We start from the raw sequence: 22,083 nt of genomic DNA, 5'->3' as shown, positions 1-22,083 counted from the left end.
TCCGCGCACGCCGCAGGCGGAGGATCCGCCGCGCCGCTCACGCTCGTGCCGGTCGCGCCCGCCACAGCAGCAGCAGGCCCCACGCCATGGCGGCCAGCATGATCGCCCGCCCGGCGTTCAGGGTGACGGCGGCCAGCGTCGTGTCGTAGGCGAGAAGGCCCGTCTCGCCGAGGATGAACTCCCAGTCGTGGAAACCGTAGGGCGACGACTTGCCGTAGTTGCCGCCCAGCAGGGGGAGCTCGCCGGCCCGGGCATCCGCCATGTAGGGGGCGATGTCGAGGAAGTTCTGGCCGAACCACCACAGGCAGAGACTGGCGCCGAAGGTATCCTGGCGCTGCCACAGCAGCGCGACGCCGCAGATCACCGGCATCAGGAGCTGCGCCAGGGTCCCGCCCAGCGACCCGATGAACTGGCCGAAGAGACCGAAGATCACGTGCCCGGCCTCGTGGAAGGGCAGGTTCACGCTGTGCAGGAAGCCGGGCCGATGCCCCAGGGCATCGATATCCTGCAGCATGTAGCTCCAGCCCCAGACCACGAAGACGAGCCAGAGACCGAGACAAGGCCAGAAGAACTGCCGGGCCGCCACGGGCGGAGCCAGCAGCTCGCGCCCCAGGGAAGACCACCGGCCGCCCTCGCCGGCGTCCGTGTCCCGGGCGCTTGCCTCCACTGCCTCCAGGCGCTCCAGGTAGGCTTCGTACTTGTGGAACACCAGCCCGCAGCTGCTGCAGGCAATCTCCCCGGCTTCCCGGGGATGACCGCATTTCGGGCACTCCATGGACACTCCCTCGCCGGGCCCCGACGGACGCGCCGGAGTAGGGTGGCTGAGGGTACTGTGCCCCGGCCGGAGCCACCGCTTCAATTCCCTGAACCCGGGCGGGGCCGGGGTAGCCGTACCGCGAAGGCTGTCCGACAATGAGCCTGAAGCCACATGGCGAGGATCCCATGGCCGACGACACGGGCATCGACGGGCTGTTCACCATCGGCTATGAAGGCGCCTCCATGGAGGCATTCACGGGTACTCTCCGGCATCACGCGGTGGACCTCCTGGTGGATGTCCGGCAGGCCCCCGTATCCCGGCGCCCGGGTTTCTCCAGGAAGGCCCTGGCGGAGACGCTGGCGGACAGCGGCATCGGATACCGCCACGAGGGCGCCCTCGGCGCGCCGAAGTGGCTGCGGGACCAGGTGCGCGAGGACGGCGACTACGCCCGCTTCTTCCGCGCCTACGATGAGCACCTGCGCGCGCATGGCGACCGGCTCCACGCCCTGGCCGAGGCGCTGCACGGCCGCGTCGCCCTCATGTGCTACGAGCGCGATGTCGCCGTTTGCCACCGGCAGTCCGTTGCCGAAGCGCTGGCCGCCCGCACCGGGCTGGAGCCCGTTCACCTGGACGCAGCGGCATGAAGATCCGGTCAGGCGAGCATGAGCCAGACGCCGCCGATCATCAGCGCCACCCCCACCCAGCGGACCAGGTGCCAGCGCCCGCCCGCGAGCTTCTCCACCAGGATCAGCAGCGTAAGCAGGGCCATCCAGGCCAGGTTCATGACGCCGAAGACGAACATGAGCAGCATCAGCGCCCAGCAGCAGCCGATGCAATACAGCCCCTGGCGCAGGCCCAGGCCGACGGTCGCCCGTATGCCTTCCGGGGGACCGGCCGCCAGCAGTCCGAAGGGACTGCGGCAGTACCGCAGGCAGACGTCCTTCAGCGGCGTCAGCTGGAATGCGCCGGCGGCCACCAGCAATCCCCCCGCAAGCACGGAGCTCTCCACCCTGGAGCCGGCGGCAAACAGCGACATGGCGTCCAGCGCATACTGCGCCCCGGCAGCGGCGGCAGCGTATCCCGTCCAGGCCAGCAGGTAGCCCGTCGCGAAAAGATACGGAAGCACCGGCGCCGCTCCCGGGCGACGCCGCGCCAGCGCCGCCATGGACAGCAGGCTCGGCATGGCCCCGGGGAGCATCATCGCCACCATCATCACCGCCCACATGGTGACCATGGCGGCGAAGGGCGCAGCGTCGGCGGGCATGGCCGGCATCATGCCGGCCATGCGGATCATGTACCACCAGGCGAACGCAGCGGCCGCCGTAATGCTGGCAACGAGCACCAGCTCGTGGGCGTGCCCTTTCGAGTAACCGAGCGCACTCATGCCCTTTCCTCCCTGGCTGCTGTCGCCGGTCAGCCCGCCTGGTAGCGGAACGGGCCGTAGTACGCGGTGCGCTGTTCCACGCTCAGGTCGATGCCGTGCCCGCGGTGACTCACCTCCCGCGACTGGGCCACCATCAGGTCGTTCCCCGGCGCGATGGCGACCGGGTGCCCGGTAATACGCACGCTCGCGCCGTCCTGCCCCTCGATGCCCTCCAGCGCGGCGGCGCCGTGGTTGCCGATGCGCAACCCGACCCGACGGCCCTCGACGGTGAACGTCATGGGCGCTGTCTCGATGCCCAGGATTTCACCGACGAACGACGCCAGCGTTGCCGGATGGCCGCCCGCCTGGCCGCCGTAGATCTGTACCAGCGCGTCCCGCTGGGCCTCGTCCGCCTCCGCATCCACGTACACGACCACGCTCCAGCCGCCGGCGGTCAGGTTCCCCGGTGCGTGCACCATCATGGCCAGGTTGAGCCCGTCCAGGCGGGTCTCCCCGAAGTGGCCGCGTTCCACGTGCCACCCCACCAGGGCGTCACAGGTCCCCTCCGTCGGGTCCCCGCCGAACAGGCAGGGGCACGCGCCCTTGCACGTGCATGCCTCGAAGTACGTACCATCCACTCGCCATTCGACACCCATGATGACTCCTCCCTCGATGCGGATTGACCCCGGGCCGTATCCGGCGCCGCGGTACTGCAGGTATAGCCCGCGCCGCGCCCGCCAGCGTGAGGGCGCCATGAGAATTTCATGAGAATCGCCCCGCTCCGGTCGAACGGTGACGTGGCGGCGGGCGCCGGAACGGTTAAGCTTTCATGGAAGAGGCGTTCCCGGAATCACTGCGACAGCCGGCACAGGGCGAGTCGACGGCACCGGAGCACCAGGGATCGGATGATCGGGGGTAGGCCATGCGCGTCGCGGATCGTCTGGGACAGCGCGCGGCTGCGGCGATGCTCGGCCGCGAAACCGAGCTCGGGCAGCTGCGGACCCTGCTGGAACGGCAGGGCCCGCGGATCGCGCACGTCCACGGCCTGCCCGGCATCGGCAAGTCCACGCTGCTGCGCGGCTTCCTGTCAGCGGCCGCAGCGCAGGGCGCGCGCGTCATCCTGCTGGACTGCCGCGGCATCGAGCCCACGCCGGACGCCTTTCTGGCTACCCTCGGGGAGCTCGCCGGCAGTCCGCGCCCCGGTTCTGCGCGCATCGCGGACTGCCTGCCCGATTCCGGGGAAACGCTGGTCCTGGGGCTGGATGCCTTCGAGCATTTCCGGCTGCTGGACCCATGGCTACGGCTGCATTTCATCCCGGAGATGACCGAGAACGTGCGTATCGTCCTGGCCGGACGCCACCCACCGGCCACCGGGTGGTTGAGCGAGGGCTGGGAAGACCTGACCCTGGACCTGCCGCTGGGGCCTCTCCAGCCGGACGATGCCTCCGCTCTCCTCAAAGGCGAGGGCCTGCGGCCGGAGCAGTGCGCCCTCATGGCGGGTCGCCTGCACGGGCATCCGCTGGCACTGCGCCTGGCGGCGACGACGCTCCGCGAGCGCCCGGACGTGAGCCTCGACGACACTTCCCTGCAGGGCGTCATGGACCGTCTGACCGCCGTCTACCTGGAAGACATCGACGACCCGCTGCTGCGCCGGATCATCGAGGGCGCCGCGGTGGTCCGCCGGGTGACGGTATCACTGCTGGCGGCGCTGTTCCCCGGATCCGATGCCGAAGCCGCCTACAGCGCCCTCGAACGCCTGCCCTTCACCGAGAGCGCCAGCGACGGGCTGCGCATCCACGAGGCCGTTCGTACGCCCCTCGCCCGGACCCTGCACGCGCGCAACCCGCACCAGTACCTCGAGCATCGGCGGCGGGCCTGGCGTGCCCTGACCGCGGAAGCGGGCACCGCCGGCCGGCCGGACCTGTGGCGCTACACGGCGGACATGCTCTACCTCATCGAGAACCCGGTCTGCCGGGAGGCCTTCTTTCCCACCGCGGCCGCCCGGCTAGTGGTCGAGCACCCCCGCGCCGACGACCGGCCCACCATGCAGGCGATCGCGCGTGGGCACGAAGGGCCGCGCGCCGTGGAGTGCCTGCGCATGTGGATGGACACCGCCCCCGGGGCGTTCGCGGTCGTGCGCGGCCCCGGCGGGGGCTGCGAGGGCTTCTGCTGCCGGCTCGACCCGGCCCGGGTGCCGGTCCGGGCCCTGGCCGATGACGCCGTTACGGCCGCCTGGCGGGATCATCTCCGGACCCACCCGGTACCGGCGGGCAACAGCGTCCTGTTCATCCGCCGGTGGCTGGCGCGCAGCGAGGGTGAGCGGCCCGGCGGGGTGCAGGCAGCGGCATGGCTGGACCTGAAACGCACCTACATGGAGATGCGCCCGGCCCTGTCCCGCGTCTACCTGACCGTGACCGACCTGGCACCGTATGCCGCCATCGCCGCCGAGCTCGGCTTCCAGGTCCACCCGGAGCTGGCGGTGACCATGGACGGCCATACCTACCATACCGCCGTTCTCGAGTTCGGCGCCGACTCGGTGGACGGCTGGCTGGCGACTCTGGCCGCGCGCGAGCTCGGTCTCGCGCCGCCCGCCGACATTCTCGACCGCGACGCCCGCGAGCTCGTCCTGGATGAGGGGCGTGTCCCCCTCACGCCCCTGGAGTACGGCGTGCTGGTCCACCTGCAGGATCAAGCCGGACGGGCGGTGTCACGGCAAACCCTGCTGCATGATGTCTGGGGCAGCACGTACACTGGCTGGAGCAACAAGGTGGACGCCGTGGTCGCCGCCCTGCGGCGCAAGATGGGCCGGCACGCCGACTGCATCGAGACGGTGACCGGCGTCGGCTATCGCTACCGCGGGAAGTGTTAACAGGCCCTAGAAGGTTGGTGATGACCATGCGCACCGGAAACACGCCCCTGGTCGAGCCGGAGTGGCTCGCGCTGCACGTCGACGACCCCGATGTCCGCGTCGTGGACTGCCGGTTCAGCCTGATGGAGCCCGAGGCGGGGCGGCAGCAGTATACCGCCAGCCACATCCCCGGGGCCGTGTACGCCCACCTGGACGATGACCTGTCGGGCCCCACCGGGCCCGCCACCGGGCGCCACCCGCTGCCCGAGACGGAGGTCTTCGGCCGGCGCCTGGCCTCCTGGGGGATCAACAGCGACGACACCGGCAGCCCCACGTTCGTGGTCGCCTACGACGACGCGCGGATGTCGTTCGCCGCCCGCCTGTGGTGGCTGCTGCGCTATTTCGGGCACCGGCACGTGGCAGTGCTCAACGGCGGCTGGTCGGGCTGGTGCAACGCCGGCCTGCCCGTCAGCAGCGAGGTCCCGCAGCCGCGCCCGGGCCGCTTCACCGCGCACCCGCATCCGGAGTGGGCGGTGGACTTCGAGACGGTGGCCGGCCTGGTCGGGCGCCCCGAGGTGACCCTGATCGACGCCCGCTCCCCGGAGCGCCACCAGGGCCGCAGCGAGCCCATCGACCCCGTCGCCGGCACGATCCCGGGCGCCGTCAACTACTTCAGCAACAACGTGGTGGACGACGACGGGCGCATGAAGGCACCGGAACAGCTTGCCGAGTACTGGCGCAGCCTGGATGCGGCCGAGGAGACCGTCGCCTTCTGTGGCTCCGGGGTGACCGCCTGTGTCAACGTGCTCTCCCAGGAGGCCGCCGGCCGCTCTCCCTCCCGCCTGTACGTGGGCGGCTGGAGCGAGTGGTGCCGACGCAACGGGACCTGAGGGGGCCGGTTCCGCTCAATCCACGGGCTTGCCCCGCAGGGCCTTGGTACGCCCGCGGCGGGTTTTCTCGTCCATCCGGCGCTGCTTGGCCGCCTTCTTCGGCCGCGTCGGCCGCCGGGTCTTCACCGGCCGCATGGCGTCCCGGATCAGGGTGCGCAGCCGCTCCAGGGCATCGGCGCGGTTGTCCTCCAGCGTCCGGTACTGCTGCGCCTTGATGACGACGACGCCGTCCTTGTTGATGCGCTGGTCCGGCAGGGCCAGCAGCCGCTCCTTATAGGCCGGCGGCAGGCTGGAGCCCGGGATATCGAAGCGCAGGTGCACGGCCGTGGACACCTTGTTCACGTTCTGGCCGCCGGCGCCCTGGGCGCGCACCTGGGTGATCTCGATGTCGCGCTCCGGCAGGGTCACGGTGTTGGAAAGCCGCAGCATGGTTTCATCCTCGGAGCCGTTGCTGAACGCCGTTACCGAAGCCGGTTTCAGGCGAACAGCGTAAAGCTCAGGGCCACGTAGACCCCGTACGCCGCCAGAAGCAGCCCGCCCTCCGGGCGGCTGAGGCGGCGCCCAGTGTACAGCAGCCCCAGCAGCACCACCGCGGTGGCCAGCATCACCCACTGGTCGAACTGCAGGATGCGCCCGGCCACCGGAAGCGGTTGCAGGATCGCGGAAAGACCCAGAATCCCCAGCACGTTGAAGATGTTGCTGCCGAGAATGTTGCCCACGGCAACGTCCGCGTGCCGGCGGAGGGTCGCAAGCACCGACACCGAGAGCTCCGGCAGCGAGGTGCCCACCGCCACCAGGGTCAGGCCGATCACCGCCTCGGACAGGCCGAAGTACTCGGCGATCCCCACCGCCCCCGTCAGCAGGACCCGGGAGCCGCCGATGAGCAGCGCGAGACCGAGGACGACGGCGCCGATGGTCCACGGCACCGACCGCGGCACCGGGGATACCTCGTTGCCCTCCGCCGCGTGCATTTCCGCGGAGGGCGCCGCACTGGAACGTTCCGTCGTGTACGCCCAGACCAGGTAGGCAGCCAGTGCCACCAGCAGGATGACGGCGTCGAACCGCGCCAGGGCGCTGCCGCCGACCAGGACCACGAACAGCACGCTGGCGGCGATCACGGTGACGGCATCCCGCTGCAGCGCGAGCGGGCGCACCGCCAGCGGCGCGATCACCGCGCATACGCCGAGAATGAGCAGGATGTTGCCGATGTTGCTGCCCACCACGTTGCCGACGGCGATGTCCGGCCGCTGGCTCAGCGCCGCATCCACGGACACCACCAGCTCCGGCGCCGAGGTGCCGAAGCCGACGATGACCAGCCCGCTCAGCAAAGGGGAGACACCGAGCCGGCGGGCGGCCGCCAGGGAACCGCGGATCAGTGTCTCGCCGCCGACGGTGAGCAGGGCGATGCCGATAACGAGAAACAGGATGTTGAGCACGAGTCGGGCCTTCTTCTCTGCCGGCGCGCGTCCGAACCGGTCATTGTACATGGGACTACCGCCCGACAGGGTACCTGCAAACGCCGGGAAAGCCAGCACCGGACAACAATCCGGGGCGACAATCGAAAAGATGTTGCATCGCAGCATCCACCTTGCTATATTGCATCGCATCAAAGGCAGGCCGCCTTTGCAGAACGAGCCAACAGAGGATCATCGAGATGAGCAACGAAGCCGTTACCCAGATGCAGAAGCAGTTCGACAGCACCATCGCCGGCCCGGCCCGCACCTATGCCAGCCTGGTCCTGGATCACTTCGAGCAGCTCGCCAGCCTGCAGTTCGATGCGGTCAAGGCCTACGCCGAGACCGGCGTCCAGCAGGCCCGCGCCGCCCTGGACGTGAAGGATGCCTCCGACGTCCGCGCCTACGTCGAGAACCAGCAGAAGATCGCCAAGGACCTGGGCGAGCGCTTCAAGGGCGACGCCGAGAAGGTCGTGTCCCTGAACCAGGACTTCGCGCAGAAGGCCCAGAAGGTGACTGAGGACACCGCCAAGAGCGCGTCCAAGGCCGCCGGCCAGAGCAAGTAACCACCCGGGCAACGCCTGACGTGAAGCCGCCATCCCCTGCCGGGGTGGCGGCTTTTTTTATGCCCGCGTTTGCCTAGTGTCAGGTGCCGGCGTGAAAGCGCCGGTGCAGCTCGCGCACCTGCTCCGCCAGGCCGGGCACCGGCCCCTCCACCGGAACGCCGGGCGCGACCGTCCGGATCGGCAGCGGCCGCACGGGCGGCTCGGGCACGCCGAGCTCGGCGAGCCACGCCACCAGCTGCTCCGAGGAGCTGACGTAGACGATCCGGCCCAGCCCCACCCAGGCGTGCGCCGCCGCGCACATGGGGCAGTGCTCGCCGGAGGTGTACACCGTGGCCGCGGCCCGCTCGTCGGCGCTCATGTGCGCCGCGGCCCACCGCGCCAGGGCGAGCTCGGGGTGCTGGGTGTGATCGCCGGAGGCGACGTGGTTGTGGTCCTCGGCGAGCACGGCCCCGTCGGCGGACACGAGCACGGAGCCGAACGGCTCGTCACCGGCTTCCAGCGCCTGGGTGGCCAGCTCGACGCAACGGCGGAGATACGGCAGGTCGGCTTCAGTGGGCATGCGGCATTCTCCCGGCATCGTGGACGGCCGAACAGCGGCGGGCTACTCCGCCGGGCCGGACTCCAGGGTCCTGACCTTCGGGCGCCGGCGGCGCCGCGCCTTCGCCGGTACCATACGGCGCATGGACTCCATCCTGCCATAGCACAGCAGCTTGTCGCCGGCCTCCAGCACGCGGTCGACCTTGGGATTGGGAATCACCTTGGCCCCCCGGTAGAGGGTCAGGACATTGATGTCCTGCTCCCAGAGGCCGGTGTCCTTGATGGTCAGGCCGACGAAATCCGATCCTTCCGGAATATAGATCTCGCTCACCCCGTAGCCCTTGCTTACGGTGAGGCGCTGGCGGATGTCGATCTCCGGGAAATCCACCTGCGCGGCGATGTACTCGATCACCGCGCCGGCGACGTCGAGCTGCGTGCAGTACTCGATGCCCTCCAGGCCCGGCGACGAGTTGACCTCCATGATCTGCGGGCCGCTGCGGCTCTCCAGCATGTCCACCCCCGCCACGCGCAGCCCCATGATCTGCGCCGCGCGCACGGCGGTCTCGCGGAACGACTCCGGCAGCTCCACGGCCTCGGCGACGCCGCCACGATGCACGTTGCTGCGGAACTCCTGGCCCTGCGCCACTCGCCGCATGGCCGCCACGACCCGGTCGCCGACCACGAAGGCACGGATGTCCCGCCCCTTGCTCTCGGCCACGAACTTCTGGATCAGGACGTTCTGCTTCTGGCTCTGCAGCAGCTCCACGATGGACTCGGCGGCCTTGACGGATTCCGCCAGCAGCACCCCGATACCCTGGGTCCCCTCGATCAGCTTGATGATCACCGGCGCGCCGCCGACGCGCTCGATGGCCGGAAGCACGTCCTTCTTGTCGCGGACGAAGGTCGTCCGCGGGATGCCGATGTGGTGCCGGCTCAGGATCTGCAGGCTGCGCAGCTTGTCCCGGGAGTTGAGAATGCCGTGCGCCGTGTTGGCGCAGAACACGTCCATTTCCTGGAACTGCCGGACCACGGCCGTGCCGTAGTAGGTGATCGACGCGCCGATGCGCGGCAGCACCGCGTCGTAGTCGCTGAGCGGTTTCTGCCGGTAGTAGAGGTCCGGCACGCCCCGCTGGAGGTCGATGGCGAACTTCAGGGTATTGAGCACCCTGACCTCGTAACCGCGCTCCTTCGCGGCTTCCCTGAGGCGGCGCGTGCTGTAGGACCTCGGGCCGCAGGAGAGAATGGCCAGTTTCATGATGCGCACCCTCCTTGAGCGTAGTAGCAGGCCGGGCACGCTTGCAGCGGCGATCGCCGGCCGGTGCCGCTCCGGCCCATCATGAGGGACGGCAGGCGCGTTGGCCAGCACAGGCCGGCGTCGTCGCCGCTCCGGCGGGTGCGGGCCCGGGTGTACGTACTAGCCCTCATGCGGTGGTCCCGCGCCGGCGTGATAATGGTCCCGTCAGTCACTGCAAACGCGGAGGTACCCCGTGGAACGGATCATGATGTCGGTGCCGGGGCTGCTCGTCGCCCTGGCGGTCACCCTGTCGACTGTCCTGGGCCCCCGGGCGGGCGCCGCCGAGGACACCGCCACGGCGGTCTTCGCCGGGGGCTGCTTCTGGTGCGTCGAGGAGGCGTTCGACGGCGTCGACGGGGTCATCGACCATACCGCCGGCTTCGCGGGCGGCCACGTCGAGAACCCCAGCTACGATCAGGTGGTCGCCGGCGGCACGGGCCACGTGGAGGCCGTGCGCGTCGAGTACGACCCCGCGGACGTCTCCTACGAGCGGCTGCTGCACGTATTCTGGCGCAACATCGACCCGCTGGACGACGGCGGGCAGTTCTGCGACCGGGGCAGCACCTACCGCACGGTGATCTTCGTCCAGAACGAGGACCAGCGCCGGGCGGCGGAACGCTCCCGGGAAGAGCTGGAGCAATCGGGACGCTTCGACAGGCCCATCGCCACGGAGATCATCGCCGACGACACGTTCTACGCGGCGGAGGAGTACCACCAGGACTACTTCAAGAAGCGCCCCCTGCGCTACAAGTTCTACGTCTCCAGCTGCGGGCGCTACGGCCGCCTGGACGAGGTCTGGGGCGACGAAGCCCGCCCCGGACACGGCTGACCGGCCCCGGGGGCGCCACAGGCGCCTTCCCGCGGTGCTTCCCGGCACCCGGACAATGGGCTATACAGGGAGGTACTAACCTTCCCGGAAGTATTGGGCCGGCAAGGAGGAGCCATGGCCGAGACAATGCGTCCGTTTTTCCCGATCATTTACGTGCGCGGCTATGCCATGACGCCGGGGGAGATCGCCGCCACGGTGGCGACCCCCTACATGGGCTTCAACCTGGGCTCGACCAAGATCCGCCAGAGCTGGGACGGCTCCGTGCACCGGCATGTCTTCGAGTCGCCCCTGGTGCGGCTCATGAAGGACTACGGCTACACGGACATCTACGCCGGGGGCGTCGAGCGCGCGGGACGCCTGCCGGCGAAGAGCGTCGTCATCCACCGCTACTACGAGCAGGCGGACGAGCACCTCGGCACCGGCGAGCGGCCCACGATCATCGACGCCGCCCGCGGCCTGCGCGACGCCATCCACCGTCTCCGGGATCAGGTCTGCGGCGACGACGCGGCGATGCGCGAGCAGTTCCGGGTCTACCTGGTCGCCCACTCCATGGGCGGGCTGGTGTGCCGGTGCTTCCTGCAGAACGACCAGGTCAGCACCGAGGCCGACCGCGCCCTGGTGGACAAGGTCTTCACCTACGCCACGCCCCACAACGGCATCGAGCTCGCCGGCATCAACGTGCCGCAGTTCCTCGACACCTGGCACATCAACAACTTCAACCGCAGCGAGATGGCCCGCTACCTGCAGCTGCCCGCCGATGCCGAGCGCGTGGATACGCTCGACGGCCGGTTCGATCCCCGGCGTTTCTTCTGCCTCATCGGCACCAACGCCCCGGACTACGAGGCCGCCGGCGGGTGGTCGAGCAAGCTGGCCGGCGAGATGAGCGACGGCCTGGTGCGCATCGACAACGCCGCCGTGCAGGGCGCACCCCGCGCCCATGTCCACCGCAGCCACGGCGGTGCCTTCGGCATCGTCAACTCCGAGGAGGGCTACCAGAACCTCACGCGCTTTCTCTTCGGCGACGTACAGGTCCGCGGCATCCTGGAGGTCGAAGCCCTGCCGCTGCCCCCGTCCGTGCGCAAGGCCCGCGCGGAGGGCCGCGAGGTGCGCGCCTCGTACTACTTCGAGGCCGGCGTAGCGCCGCGCGCCGCCAGCGGCTACATGCTCAGCGAGCGCCGCCGGGACACGTTCTCCGCCATTCTGCGCCAGTTCGACGAGATGATGCGCTGGCAGACGGAAGGCGGCGCGTCGCCCCGCTGGCCGGTGCTGTTCTCGGTCTTCCTCGACCGGCGGCGGATCACCCGGGGGGAGACCCTGGTCTTCAGCGTGGAGCTGGCCGTCTCCACCACGGACTATACCGTGGACGGCTTCCTGTTCCTCGACCGGAAAATCCCGTCGGAATACCTGTTCCGGGACACCATCACCCTGCGCGCGCGCCCGGCCGGCGACGACTGGAACCTGCGCTACATCCTCAGCGACGAGGACTGGGGCGAGGGGCGGGGCCGCCCGGCGGAGCGAACGGACGCCGGATTCGTCATTCCGCTGCGCTCGCGCAAGGGGTTCAGGGCGAGGCTCCGCATCGAGCCCCGCCACTGGCAATAGGGCCTGTTAACACATCGCGCATTCACCGCATGGCGGTCCCACACGCCCTGCCGCGTCGCCGCGTCGACGGCGCTCCTGCAGCGCCCGCCGGGCGTCGACCCGCAGGGGCAGCCGCAGGGCCCAGAGGATGTCCTCGCGGCGGTATCCCATATCCTCCAGGATCCGGTCACTCTGGGCCAGCAGCGGCAGGAAGCGCCGCCGGAACCGGCGGCGCTGCCGGTACAGCGCCACCCAGCGCTCGATGGCGCGGATCAGGCCGAGCGGCGGCATGGCCGGCATGTAGAAGTCGGGCATGGACGCCGGACGGTTCTGTGGAACCTCGCAACGGCGGATCGGATTGGCATTGCTCATGTCGCACCTCCCTCGGGGCAGCCGCGCGGTACGCGCCTGCCGGTAATTGCCTTGCAGTGATCGGAGACCGCGATCCCTGACGCGATCTCTGGGAAGGATCATGGCGGCGGCGCATTGATTAGACAAACGAAAAGATTTACATTTAACTTTAAGTAAAATTGAAAGGTCTCGTCATGAACCAACCCGCCACACCGCTGAACCACGGCGCCCTGCCCTTGCTGGATACCGAGGTGCTGCGCACCTTCGTGACCATCGCCGAGAGCGGCAGTTTCACCCGGGCCGCACGGCAGGTCTTCCGCACGCCCTCGGCGCTGAGCATGCAGATCAAGCGCCTGGAAGAGACCCTGGGCCAGCCCCTGTTCGTGCGCGAGGCGCGGCGGGTGCGCCTGACCCCGGAGGGCGAGATGCTGCTGGGATACGGACGCCGCCTGCTCCAGCTCAACGAGGAAGCGGTGACGCAGTTCCTGGCGCCGTCACTGGAGGGGCGCGTGGGATTCGGCACCACCGACGATGTCGGCTCCCGCATCCTGCCCGGCGTGCTGGCGCAGTTCGCCCGCTCGCACCCGGCGGTGCAGGTGGACGTGGTCGTCGGCAACAGCAGCGCGATGCTCAAGCGCCTGGAGGCCGGCGAGCTGGATTTGGTGCTGGTCACCGCCGGCAACGACGGCCAGGAGCCGCAGGGCGAGATCGTCCACAGCGAGCCGCTGGTGTGGGCGGGGCGTGAAGGCGGCATCGCCACCCAGCGCTCGCCCTTGCCCGTGGCGCTGGCCAACCGCGGGTGCGCATGGCGCGCGGCGGCGCTGGATGCCCTGGACCGCGCCGGCATCGCCTACCGCGTCGCCTATACCTGCGAGCACTGCGCCGGGCAGGAAGCCGCCATGCTCGCCGACCTGGCCGTGGCGCCGTTCCCGGTGAGCCTGGTCAAGCCGCCCCTGCGCAAGCTCGACCAGGACGCACTGCCGCCGCTGGGGGACTACCAGGTGGCGCTGGTTCGCCGCAGCGCCACGGGCAGCGCCGGCGACGCCCTGGCCGGCCACGTGGTCGAGGCGTTCCGGGACCTGAGGAAACACTGAGGCCCGCCAGTGCTTGCGCCGCGATAGCTAGCCTCCCGCCTCCACCGCGGTCGCACGCGACTCTGCGTATCCGCCCTCCGCGGGCTCCAGGCCGAGAAAGCCTCCCGACTGGCGCTGCCACAGCGCCGCGTACAGGCCGCCCCGGGCCAGCAGCTCGTGGTGGCTGCCGCTCTCCGCCACGCGCCCGCCATCGATCACCACCAGCCGGTCGAGCGCGGCGATGGTGGACAGGCGATGGGCGATGGCGATCACCGTCTTGCCTTCCATGAGCGTGTAGAGCTGCTCCTGGATGGCGGCCTCGACCTCGGAGTCCAGCGCCGCGGTGGCCTCGTCGAGGATGAGGATCGGCGCGTTCTTGAGCAGCACCCGGGCGATGGCGATGCGCTGCCGCTGGCCGCCGGAGAGCTTCACGCCCCGCTCGCCCACGTGGGCGTCGTAGCCGGTACGCCCCTGCGGATCCGATAGACCCGCGATGAACTCGTGGGCCCGCGCCTGCTCGGCGGCGGCAATGACTTCCTCCTCGGTGGCGTCCGGCCGGCCGTAGCGGATGTTGTCGCGGATGGACCGGTGCAGCAGCGAGGTGTCCTGGGTGACCAGGCCCACGTTCCGGCGCAGGGACTCCTGGGTCACCGTCGCGACATCCTGCCCGTCCACCAGGATCCGCCCGCCGTCCACGTCGTGGAAGCGCAGCAGGAGATTCACCAGCGTGGACTTGCCGGCGCCGGAGCGGCCGACCAGGCCCACCTTCTCGCCGGGGCCGATGGACAGTGCCAGGTCCCGGATGACCGGGGCGTACCGGTCGTAGCCGAAACGTACGTCCTCGAACCGGATCGCGCCGCGCGGCACCGCCAGCTCGGCCGCGCCGGACGCGTCCCGCACCGCCGGGGGCCGGGCGATGGTATTGATGCCGTCCTGCACGGTGCCGATGTTCTCGAACAGCCCGGCCACCTCCCAGAGGATCCAGTCCGACATGGAGCGGATGCGCAGCACCAGGGAGACGGCCACGGCGATGGCGCCCAGGCTGATCAGCGCCTGCTGCCAGGCGAACACCGCAATGCCCGCGACGCCCACCAGCAGCAGCGCGTTGGTCGTCTGGAGCGTGACGGTCAGCGCAGTCACCAGGCGCATCTGGCGGTAGACCGTATCCATGAACCCGGTCATCGCCTCCCGGGCGTAGTCCTGCTCCCGCAGGGTATGGGCGAAGAGCTTGATGGTCTGGATGTTGGTGTAGCTGTCCACCACCCGCCCGGTCATCTGCGCCCGGGCGTCGGCCTGGGCCATGGAGATCCGGCGCAGGCGGGGCACGAAGTGCACCAGGATGCCGATGTACGCCGCCAGCCAGAGGACCAGCGGCAGCATCAGCCACGGATCCGCCCGGCCCACCAGGAACATGGCCCCGGTGAAGTACACCACCACGTAGACGAACACGTCCGTGAGCTTGAGAACGGTCTCGCGGATGGACAGCGCCGTCTGCATCACTTTCTGCGACACGCGGCCGGCGAACTCGTCCTGGAAGAACGCCATGCTCTGCCGCAGCACGTAGCGGTGCGCCAGCCAGCGCACGAGCATGGGATAGTTGCCGAAGATGGTCTGGTGCGTGAGCAGCGACTGCAGCAGGACCAGCAGCGGGAACCCCGCCACGATGAGCACGCCGATGCCCAGGAGCATCCAGCCGTGCTCACGGAAGAAGCCGGCACGGTCGGCGTCCGCCAGCCAGTCCACCAGCGAGCCCAGGAAGCTCAGAAAGGACAGCTCGACCACGGAGATCAGCGCCGTGACCACGGACATGAGCACCAGCCACGGCAGCAGCGGTCGCGAGTAGTGATACAGGAAGGCGGCGAGGCCCCGCGGCGGCTGCGACGGCTCCCCGCGGGGAAACGGGTCGACCAGGTTCTCGAAGAATCGGTACATGGAACGAATCTCACTGGTTGCGGGCAGGCCGGATCATCCGGCGCTGCATCGGTTCTTCTTCCGCACCCGCCGTGGCGGCCGAGAGCGGGTATTGCGTACAACGGCGCAGGAGTGTAGAACCTCAAGTTATATTGAGGTCAAGCGACGCCAATGCCGCAAGACCGGCCCTTTGGGGCGCGGCAATGACGCACACTTGGGTTACAGGACACTAGGCGCCATGACCGAAACCGCCCGCATCCAGCGCGAGCTCAGCGTCGGCCAGGTGGCCGCGCGCAGCGGACTGGCCGTGTCGGCCATCCATTTCTACGAGGCCAAGGGGCTTATCACCAGCCGCCGCAACGCCGGCAATCAGCGCCGCTTCTCCCGTGACGTCCTGCGCCGGCTGGCCATCATCAAGGTGGCCCAGCGAACGGGCATCCCGCTGGATGCCATTCGCGAGGCCCTGAGCACCCTGCCGGAAGGGCGCACGCCCACCACGGAGGACTGGCGCCGGCTGTCCGCCCACTGGAAGAGCGAGCTGGACGCACGCATCGATCGCCTCACCCGGCTGCGGGACCAGCTCACCGGCTGTATCGGCTGCGGCTGCCTGTCCATCGACAGCTGCCCGCTGCGCAACCCCTACGACGAGCTTGCGGAGCAGGGCTCCGGCCCGCGGCTGCTGGACCCCGACTGAGGCGATGCAACACAGCATACGGTCAGCACGACGGACAATGGACCCCGGACACGCGCGACACCGCCACGGCGATGGCGTCGGGTCGGCGTTGCCGTGCTTCGGCATCGCTTCCCGCCGAGGTCCTGAGCGTCGAGGTGCAACCGCCGCCGGCGAGGTGCTGCCGGCATCCGCGCGACCGTGACAGCGCCGGTCCAAGGCCGACGCCGTCGGTGGCCGAAACGCCGGGCGGCTTGCTAGTGTCCTGCTCGACCACTACGTCGCACGGGTTCACTGCTGGTACCTCCACGTCCAATGCAGAGGGTTAGGGATGACGAACATCTGTGTATTCGCCGGCTCAAGCCACGGGCTCAGGCCCTCCTATCGCGACGCGGCCCGAAGGCTCGGGAACCATCTTGCCGGACGGGGGATCGGTCTGGTTTACGGCGGTGCGTCCGTCGGACTCATGGGAACCATCGCCGAGTCCGTATTGCAACAGGGCGGTGACGTCACCGGCGTGCTGCCCCGGGCTCTGCTGGACGTCGAGATCGCCCACCAGCACCTGACGGAGCTCCGCATCGCCGAATCCATGCACGATCGCAAGGCGCAGATGGCGGAGCTGTCGGACGCGTTCATCCTGCTGCCAGGGGGTATCGGCAGCCTCGAGGAGACGTTCGAGGCATGGACCTGGTCGCAGCTCGGCATTCACGGGAAGCCAATCGGTATCCTCAACGTCGATGGCTTCTACGACGGCCTGCTCGGTTTTCTCGATCACCTGATCAGCGAACGATTCGTGAAGCAGGAGCATCGCGACGTTCTCGTGGTCGAGCAAGCGCCGGAACCGCTCATTGATCGCCTGCTGAATGCGGAAGTCCCCCGGACGAGCAAATGGGTTGACCCCTGAAGCCCCGGAGTTGCTCCTCGAACAGCTTCAGCGGGCCTGGCCGGCACCGGCACCGGCACCGGCACGGAGGATAAAGGAAATGAATCCGGGGGGTGCTACACCGGAACACGCCAACCCGCCCGAGCGCGGCGTAACGGCGCACCTGCGCATCTTTCCCGGTCTCGACCACCTGGAGTGGCTGCACGCACGCTTTGTCGACGGCCAGCGCTACGCGCGGCACTGCCACGCAACCTATGCCATCGGCGTGGTGGAAAGCGGCATCGAGGGCTTCCATTACCGCGGTGCCCGCCACGCCGCGGGTGCCGGCCGGATCGTGGTGATCAACCCGCAGGAGCCCCACGACGGCTTTCCCGTCGGCGGGCATTTCCGCTACCGGATGATCTACCCCACCGTCGACCTGCTACGCCGGGCGGCGGGGACCACCGGGCCGGGGACGCCGCATTTCCCGAGCGGGGTCATCCACGACCCCGGGCTGGCGCGTGCGCTCGTCCGCGCCCACGAGCGGCTGGAACAAGGCACCACCCTGGAAGGCGAGAGCGCATTCTACACGGCCGTGCAGCAGCTGGTGCAACGGCACGCCCACTCCCCGCGCACGTCCCCCTCGCGCGGAAACGGCGTGCCCGCCGGGCTCCGGCAGACCCGCGACTACCTCGAGGCAAACCTTGGTGAAGGCGTCTCGCTCGGGGAGCTCTCCCGCATTGCGGGACTGCCGCCGCACACCCTGTGCCGGGCCTTCCGGCAGACCTACGGCCTGCCGCCCCATGCCTACCAGGTCAATCGCCGGGTCGAGCAGGCGCGGGCCCGGCTGGCGTCACAGGAGCCGATCGCCGCTGTTGCCCTGGCGCTCGGCTTCACCGATCAGGCGCACCTGAACCGCTGCTTCCGGGCCCGGACCGGGGTCACGCCCGGCCAGTACCAGCGGGCGTGCAAGAACGTCCAAGACCCCGGGGCCGGTTAACATTTCCCATGGTCGCCGCGTTGCTGCCCGCAACAGACCTCCGCGACGGAACCCGGAGCCGCCATGCAGCACTCCCCGACAACATTTCAAGCGGCATCCCTGGGCATGCGAGCGGCGGCGCCGGTGGCGGTCGCCTACGCAGGAATCGGCCTCGCCGCCGGTGTCGTCGGCGCCGAGGCGGGGCTGAGCGCCGCGGAGGTCGGGCTCCTGTCGGTGCTGCTTTTCGCCGGCTCGGCGCAGTTCGTCTTCGCCGATCTCTATACGGGTGCGGCGACGGTCCTGGTCGCGACCGTGTTCCTGGTCAACCTGCGCCACCTGCTCTACGCCACGGCCCTGTCGCCGCGGGTACAGCACCTGCCGCCCGGCGCCCGCTTTCTCATCGGCGCGCAGCTCACCGACGAGACCTTCGCGCTGGCGAGCAGCCTGATCGGCACGCGCCTGCATCACGGCGCCTGGATGATCGGGCTGAACACGGGGGCCTACCTGGCCTGGATCGGCGGCAATGTCACCGGGGCCCTGCTGGGAGAAATCGCCGGCACCGTTGACGCACTGGGACTGGAGTTCGCTCTCGCCGGGATGTTCGCGGCGTTGCTGGTCACGCAGATCCGGGCGCAGCGGGCTCGTGTGCCGATGCGCGTGTTCGTGGCGCTGCTCGCCGGCGCCGTGATGGTGCTGCTGGACTACTGGCAGCCGCACCCGCTGAACCTGATGATCGCCACCGCGGTCGCCGCCACGGCAGGTGTCGGCGCAAGAGCCGTGCGCCGGCGCGCTGTGCGGGAGGAGGCTGCATGACGATACGCCCGGAGACCGTGGTCCTGATCAGCGCCTGCATGGCGGTCACCCTGGTGCCCCGCGTGCTGCCGCTGCTTCTCGCCCGGCGGCTGAGCCTCCCCGCTGTCGTGCAGGAGTGGCTGACCTACGTTCCCATCGCCGTGATCGCGGCACTGCTGGTGGACCAGATCCTGCTGGTGGGCGAGCGCCCCGGCATCACGTGGTCGCTGCCCCACGTCGTCGCCGGGGCCGCGGCGCTGCTCATCGCCGTGGCCAGCCGCAGCATCGCCCTGACCGTCACCGGCGGCGTGGCGGTCTACGCGGCGATGCAGGGGCTCACGTGAGTCCGCGGCCGTTGCGCCGCTTGCCGGGAGGGTGCGAAGGATGGCCGGCCACCGGACAAGCGCCGGCCATCCCGGACCGGGTCAGCCGTTGACCGCGTCCTTGAATCCCTTCGCGGGCTGGAATTTCGGCGTTTTCGCCGCCGGAATCTGCACGGTCTGCCCGGTGCGGGGATTGCGCCCCTGGCGGGCGCTGCGCTCGGTGCGCACGAACTTGCCCAGGCCCGGCAGCGGGGCCTTGACGCCGTCCTGGACGTGCGTGGTGACCGTATCCGCCAGTGCCTTCAGGACATCATCGATCTGCTTCTTGGTTACGCCGTCGACGCGCTCCGCGATCTTGTCGATGAGCTCGCTCTTCTTCAGTTCCGTGGTCATGGGACCTCCTCCGTAGCAATGGGTAGCCCGTTCCTTGTACCAGCGTAGCGCCGCCGCAGCCAGCGCACGGCGCCGTTTTCCTCCTGTAGTTGTGACGCAGTTCTCACAGGGCTGACCGATCGTTCGCGTGAAAACCGCCGCGGCCAGCGGCATCCCGCGCGGCACGCGGGCACCGAACACCGCGGCACGGCCCCCTGCAGCTCATGCGAGGGCCTCGTCGGTCTCGGCGGACGCCTGAGCCGCCGCGACCGCGACCGATGAGCACATGAACGGATCCTCGTTGAGGCGCCGGGCGACGAAATCCACGAAGGTACGGACCTTCGGGGACACCAGCCCTCCCCCGGGGAACACCGCGGAGAGCACGGTCTCGGGCCCGCTCCAGTCGGGCAGGACGCGGCGCACCCGGCCCTGCCGGGCATCGCTGCAGGCAATGACGATCTCGCTGACCAGCATCATGCCGTGCCCGCCCGCCAGCAGCATGCGCAACGCGTACGGATCGTTGGCCACCGCCACGGGATGGACCGTGACCTCCTCGGTGCGCTCCCCGTTGCTCAGCAGCCAGGTGTAGCGGTTGCCCCTGCGGTCGGTGCGCTTGCCCAGCACCGGGTGATCGGCCAGCTCACCGGGCTCGCGGGGTTCACCGCGCTGTCGCAGATAGTCGTCGCTGGCGTAGACGAACGACCGGTAGCGCGCCAGGGTCCGGGCAACAAGCCGGGAATCGGGCAGCGGCCCGACGCGCAGGGCCACATCGATCTGGTTGGCGACCAGATCCAGGCGATCGTTGTCGAGCACGAGATCGATGCGCACGTCCGGGTAGAGCTCCCGGTAACCGTGGATCAGCACCGCCATCACCTCGGAGCACATGGTGAACGGCGCGGTCACGCGCAGCCATCCCCGTGGACGCTCCTCGAGCTGCTGCACGGCGCTTGCCGCCTCGTCCAGCTCCCGGGCAATACGGCTGCTGTAGTTGAAGTACACGGAACCCGCCTCGGTCAGCCCGAGATTGCGGGTCGTGCGGTGCAGCAGCTTCGCACCGAGGCGCTCCTCCAGCTCCTGGATCTTGCGGCTGACCGTCGTCTTGGGGATGCCCAGCACCCGCCCCGCCCCGGTAAAGCTGCCCTTCTCCACCACCTTGGCAAAGATCAACGCATCGTTGAGGTCCTGCATCGAACGATTCCTTCCGTCAGGGCCGCCGCGCGGCACCGGCCCGTGTTGTCCCGTCCATGGAACAGTATTTCCCTGAATGCCCCACTAATCAATCGCGCAATCGCGGCGTATGGTTCATCGCGACCGAAACCGCAGATGCGGGCCGGTTCCTGTCGAAACGGGACCACCCCAGCCGACCAGATCATGCGCCCCGGCCCCCGGGGCAAGCGGGCGCCCGCGCACGCAAGGGGAAGACAATGGATAGGAACCGCAGGTCTGTCGTATCACCCGTCCTGGTGCGTGTCGCCGCCGTGGCCCTGGCAGCGCTGACGCTGGCCGGCTGCAACACGCAGGCCCAGGACGGCAGCGAGCCGCCCGCGCCCCCGCAGGTCAGCGCGGCGGAAGTAGTGGTCCGCGAGGTCCAGCTCTGGGACACGTTCACCGGGCGCATCGAGGCGGTCGAGACCGTGGCGCTGCGCCCGCGGGTCGACGGCTACATCGAGCGGATCAACTACGACGAAGGCCAGGAGGTCGAGCGCGGCGACGTGCTGTTCGTCATCGATGCCCGCCCCTACCGGGCCGAGCTGAGCCGGGCGGAAGCCGAGCACGCCCGGGCCCTGGCCCGGGCCGAGCTGGCCCGCACGGAAGCCGAGCGCGCGGAGAAGCTCGCCGGCTCCAGCGCCATATCCGCGGAAGAGCTGGATCAGCGCCGCGCCGCGGCAGCCGAGGCGCAAGCGGCCGTGCATGCGGCACGCGCCTCGGTGGAGATCGCCCGCCTGCAGCTGGAGTTCACCGAGGTGCGCGCTCCCATCGCCGGGCGCGCCGGACGCGCCCGCGTGACCGTGGGCAACCTGGTCTCCGGCCAGGGCAACGGCACACCGCTGACCACCATCGTCTCCCTGGATCGGGTTCACGTCCACTTCCACAGCGACGAGCAGGCCTACCAGCGCTACGACGCCATGGCCCGTAGCGGCGAGCGGCCGAGCTCCAGGGACAACGGCACGCCGGTCCGCGTCGGGCTGGCCATCGAGCCCGGCTACCCGCACCAGGGACGGGTGGACTTCGTGGACAACCGGATCAATCCCGACACGGGCACGATCCTCATGCGCGCGGTGATCGACAACCGGGAACGCAGGTTCGTCCCCGGCATGTTCGCCCGGGTGCAGATGCCGGGCAGCGGCTCGTTCACCGCCCTTCTCGTCGACGACAAGGCGATACTCACGGACCAGGACCGCAAGTACGTCTATGTCGTCGACGGCGACGGGCACGCCGTTCGCAAGGACGTGGTCCCCGGGCGTCTGGTGGACGGCCTGCGCGTGATCACCGACGGGCTCGCTCCGGGCGACCGGGTCGTGATCAGCGGCACCCAGCGGATCTTCTTCCCCGGCATGCCGGTGGACGCAGAGATCGTCTCCATGGACGCCGCCACGGGGGCCACTGCAGCGGCGAGCCCGCCGTAGGCAC

Annotated in this window: 24 protein-coding genes and 1 pseudogene; 13 read left to right on the top strand and 12 right to left on the bottom strand. The window is 69.6% G+C overall.

The window, feature by feature from the left end:
- Positions 1 to 37 precede the first annotated feature (37 nt).
- Positions 38 to 775: a zinc ribbon domain-containing protein gene (locus tag QWY84_RS08285; protein ID WP_290202108.1), complete on the bottom strand. Its 738-nt coding sequence runs from the start codon at positions 773 to 775 to the stop codon at positions 38 to 40.
- Positions 776 to 912: 137 nt separating this feature from the next.
- Here QWY84_RS08285 and QWY84_RS08280 point away from each other — a divergent pair, with 137 nt between their 5' ends.
- The gene (locus QWY84_RS08280) at positions 913 to 1,401 is read left to right on the top strand and encodes a DUF488 domain-containing protein (protein WP_290202107.1); all 489 of its coding nucleotides are present in this window, start codon (positions 913 to 915) and stop codon (positions 1,399 to 1,401) included.
- Between the two features lie 8 nt (positions 1,402 to 1,409).
- Here the strand turns inward: QWY84_RS08280 and QWY84_RS08275 are convergent, their stop codons facing one another.
- Both QWY84_RS08275 and QWY84_RS08270 read right to left on the bottom strand, forming a co-directional pair.
- Positions 1,410 to 2,141 (bottom strand): DUF2182 domain-containing protein, encoded by a 732-nt coding sequence (locus QWY84_RS08275; protein ID WP_290202106.1) that lies wholly within the window; start codon positions 2,139 to 2,141, stop codon positions 1,410 to 1,412.
- 29 nt (positions 2,142 to 2,170) lie between these two features.
- Entirely contained in the window at positions 2,171 to 2,776 is a 606-nt protein-coding gene (locus QWY84_RS08270) for a DUF1326 domain-containing protein (protein ID WP_290202105.1), read from the bottom strand.
- A gap of 266 nt (positions 2,777 to 3,042) precedes the next feature.
- On the opposite strand from QWY84_RS08270, the gene QWY84_RS08265 reads away from it, so the two are divergent.
- Positions 3,043 to 4,989 carry a winged helix-turn-helix domain-containing protein gene (locus tag QWY84_RS08265; protein ID WP_290202104.1) on the top strand — a complete coding sequence of 649 codons (1,947 nt, stop codon included), beginning with the start codon at positions 3,043 to 3,045 and terminating at the stop codon, positions 4,987 to 4,989.
- Between the two features lie 26 nt (positions 4,990 to 5,015).
- A complete protein-coding gene (locus tag QWY84_RS08260; protein WP_290202103.1) occupies positions 5,016 to 5,858 on the top strand; it encodes a sulfurtransferase in 843 nt (280 codons plus the stop codon).
- Positions 5,859 to 5,873: 15 nt separating this feature from the next.
- On the opposite strand, the gene arfB is transcribed toward QWY84_RS08260, so the two are convergent.
- Together arfB and QWY84_RS08250 are read right to left on the bottom strand one after the other, a co-directional pair.
- Positions 5,874 to 6,287: an alternative ribosome rescue aminoacyl-tRNA hydrolase ArfB gene (gene arfB / locus QWY84_RS08255; RefSeq protein WP_290202102.1), complete on the bottom strand. Its 414-nt coding sequence runs from the start codon at positions 6,285 to 6,287 to the stop codon at positions 5,874 to 5,876.
- Between the two features lie 47 nt (positions 6,288 to 6,334).
- Positions 6,335 to 7,345: a calcium/sodium antiporter gene (locus QWY84_RS08250; protein WP_290202101.1), complete on the bottom strand. Its 1,011-nt coding sequence runs from the start codon at positions 7,343 to 7,345 to the stop codon at positions 6,335 to 6,337.
- Between the two features lie 167 nt (positions 7,346 to 7,512).
- Between QWY84_RS08250 and QWY84_RS08245 the strand changes: the two genes are divergently transcribed.
- Positions 7,513 to 7,878: a phasin family protein gene (locus tag QWY84_RS08245; RefSeq protein ID WP_290202100.1), complete on the top strand. Its 366-nt coding sequence runs from the start codon at positions 7,513 to 7,515 to the stop codon at positions 7,876 to 7,878.
- A gap of 79 nt (positions 7,879 to 7,957) precedes the next feature.
- Here QWY84_RS08245 and QWY84_RS08240 read toward each other — a convergent pair whose 3' ends face one another.
- The 3 genes and pseudogenes from QWY84_RS08240 to QWY84_RS08230 all read right to left on the bottom strand — a co-directional run.
- Positions 7,958 to 8,437 carry a nucleoside deaminase gene (locus tag QWY84_RS08240; RefSeq protein WP_290202099.1) on the bottom strand — a complete coding sequence of 160 codons (480 nt, stop codon included), beginning with the start codon at positions 8,435 to 8,437 and terminating at the stop codon, positions 7,958 to 7,960.
- A gap of 42 nt (positions 8,438 to 8,479) precedes the next feature.
- Complete coding sequence (locus tag QWY84_RS08235) at positions 8,480 to 8,746, bottom strand: cation:proton antiporter regulatory subunit (protein WP_290202702.1); 267 nt, start codon at positions 8,744 to 8,746, stop codon at positions 8,480 to 8,482.
- Positions 8,747 to 9,670, bottom strand: a pseudogene (locus QWY84_RS08230) (ATP-grasp domain-containing protein); the annotation flags it as partial.
- Between the two features lie 232 nt (positions 9,671 to 9,902).
- Here QWY84_RS08230 and msrA point away from each other — a divergent pair.
- The gene (gene msrA, locus QWY84_RS08225) at positions 9,903 to 10,538 is read left to right on the top strand and encodes a peptide-methionine (S)-S-oxide reductase MsrA (protein WP_290202098.1); all 636 of its coding nucleotides are present in this window, start codon (positions 9,903 to 9,905) and stop codon (positions 10,536 to 10,538) included.
- A gap of 114 nt (positions 10,539 to 10,652) precedes the next feature.
- Positions 10,653 to 12,140, top strand: coding sequence for an esterase/lipase family protein (locus QWY84_RS08220; RefSeq protein ID WP_290202097.1), 1,488 nt, complete (start codon positions 10,653 to 10,655; stop codon positions 12,138 to 12,140).
- A gap of 6 nt (positions 12,141 to 12,146) precedes the next feature.
- On the opposite strand, the gene QWY84_RS08215 is transcribed toward QWY84_RS08220, so the two are convergent.
- Positions 12,147 to 12,491 carry a hypothetical protein gene (locus QWY84_RS08215; RefSeq protein ID WP_290202096.1) on the bottom strand — a complete coding sequence of 115 codons (345 nt, stop codon included), beginning with the start codon at positions 12,489 to 12,491 and terminating at the stop codon, positions 12,147 to 12,149.
- Between the two features lie 173 nt (positions 12,492 to 12,664).
- Between QWY84_RS08215 and QWY84_RS08210 the strand changes: the two genes are divergently transcribed.
- Positions 12,665 to 13,564, top strand: a complete 900-nt coding sequence (locus QWY84_RS08210; protein WP_290202095.1) for a LysR family transcriptional regulator — start codon at positions 12,665 to 12,667, stop codon at positions 13,562 to 13,564.
- A gap of 27 nt (positions 13,565 to 13,591) precedes the next feature.
- Here the strand turns inward: QWY84_RS08210 and QWY84_RS08205 are convergent, their stop codons facing one another.
- Positions 13,592 to 15,475, bottom strand: coding sequence for an ABC transporter ATP-binding protein (locus QWY84_RS08205; RefSeq protein WP_290202094.1), 1,884 nt, complete (start codon positions 15,473 to 15,475; stop codon positions 13,592 to 13,594).
- A 217-nt stretch (positions 15,476 to 15,692) separates the two neighbouring features.
- Here QWY84_RS08205 and soxR point away from each other — a divergent pair, with 217 nt between their 5' ends.
- From soxR to QWY84_RS08180, 5 genes are all read left to right on the top strand, one after another.
- Positions 15,693 to 16,148, top strand: coding sequence for a redox-sensitive transcriptional activator SoxR (gene soxR, locus QWY84_RS08200; RefSeq protein WP_290202093.1), 456 nt, complete (start codon positions 15,693 to 15,695; stop codon positions 16,146 to 16,148).
- A 307-nt stretch (positions 16,149 to 16,455) separates the two neighbouring features.
- Complete coding sequence (locus QWY84_RS08195) at positions 16,456 to 17,028, top strand: LOG family protein (RefSeq protein ID WP_290202092.1); 573 nt, start codon at positions 16,456 to 16,458, stop codon at positions 17,026 to 17,028.
- Between the two features lie 79 nt (positions 17,029 to 17,107).
- Positions 17,108 to 17,986, top strand: coding sequence for an AraC family ligand binding domain-containing protein (locus QWY84_RS08190; protein ID WP_290202091.1), 879 nt, complete (start codon positions 17,108 to 17,110; stop codon positions 17,984 to 17,986).
- Positions 17,987 to 18,049: 63 nt separating this feature from the next.
- Positions 18,050 to 18,778, top strand: a complete 729-nt coding sequence (locus tag QWY84_RS08185) for an AzlC family ABC transporter permease (protein ID WP_290202090.1) — start codon at positions 18,050 to 18,052, stop codon at positions 18,776 to 18,778.
- Positions 18,775 to 19,101: an AzlD domain-containing protein gene (locus QWY84_RS08180; RefSeq protein ID WP_290202089.1), complete on the top strand. Its 327-nt coding sequence runs from the start codon at positions 18,775 to 18,777 to the stop codon at positions 19,099 to 19,101. Before QWY84_RS08185 ends, QWY84_RS08180 begins: the two co-directional genes overlap by 4 nt.
- Before the next feature lie 81 nt (positions 19,102 to 19,182).
- Here QWY84_RS08180 and QWY84_RS08175 read toward each other — a convergent pair whose 3' ends face one another.
- Positions 19,183 to 19,473, bottom strand: coding sequence for an HU family DNA-binding protein (locus tag QWY84_RS08175; RefSeq protein ID WP_290202088.1), 291 nt, complete (start codon positions 19,471 to 19,473; stop codon positions 19,183 to 19,185).
- A gap of 201 nt (positions 19,474 to 19,674) precedes the next feature.
- A complete protein-coding gene (locus tag QWY84_RS08170; RefSeq protein WP_290202087.1) occupies positions 19,675 to 20,640 on the bottom strand; it encodes a LysR family transcriptional regulator in 966 nt (321 codons plus the stop codon).
- Between the two features lie 236 nt (positions 20,641 to 20,876).
- On the opposite strand from QWY84_RS08170, the gene QWY84_RS08165 reads away from it, so the two are divergent.
- Positions 20,877 to 22,079, top strand: a complete 1,203-nt coding sequence (locus tag QWY84_RS08165) for an efflux RND transporter periplasmic adaptor subunit (RefSeq protein WP_290202086.1) — start codon at positions 20,877 to 20,879, stop codon at positions 22,077 to 22,079.
- Positions 22,080 to 22,083: the final 4 nt, after the last annotated feature.

The organism is Aquisalimonas lutea, assembly GCF_030409225.1.
In the GTDB taxonomy this organism is placed as follows: domain Bacteria; phylum Pseudomonadota; class Gammaproteobacteria; order Nitrococcales; family Aquisalimonadaceae; genus Aquisalimonas; species Aquisalimonas lutea.
Note: the sequence above shows the minus strand (reverse complement) of the source record. Positions and strands in the feature narration are given on the sequence as shown.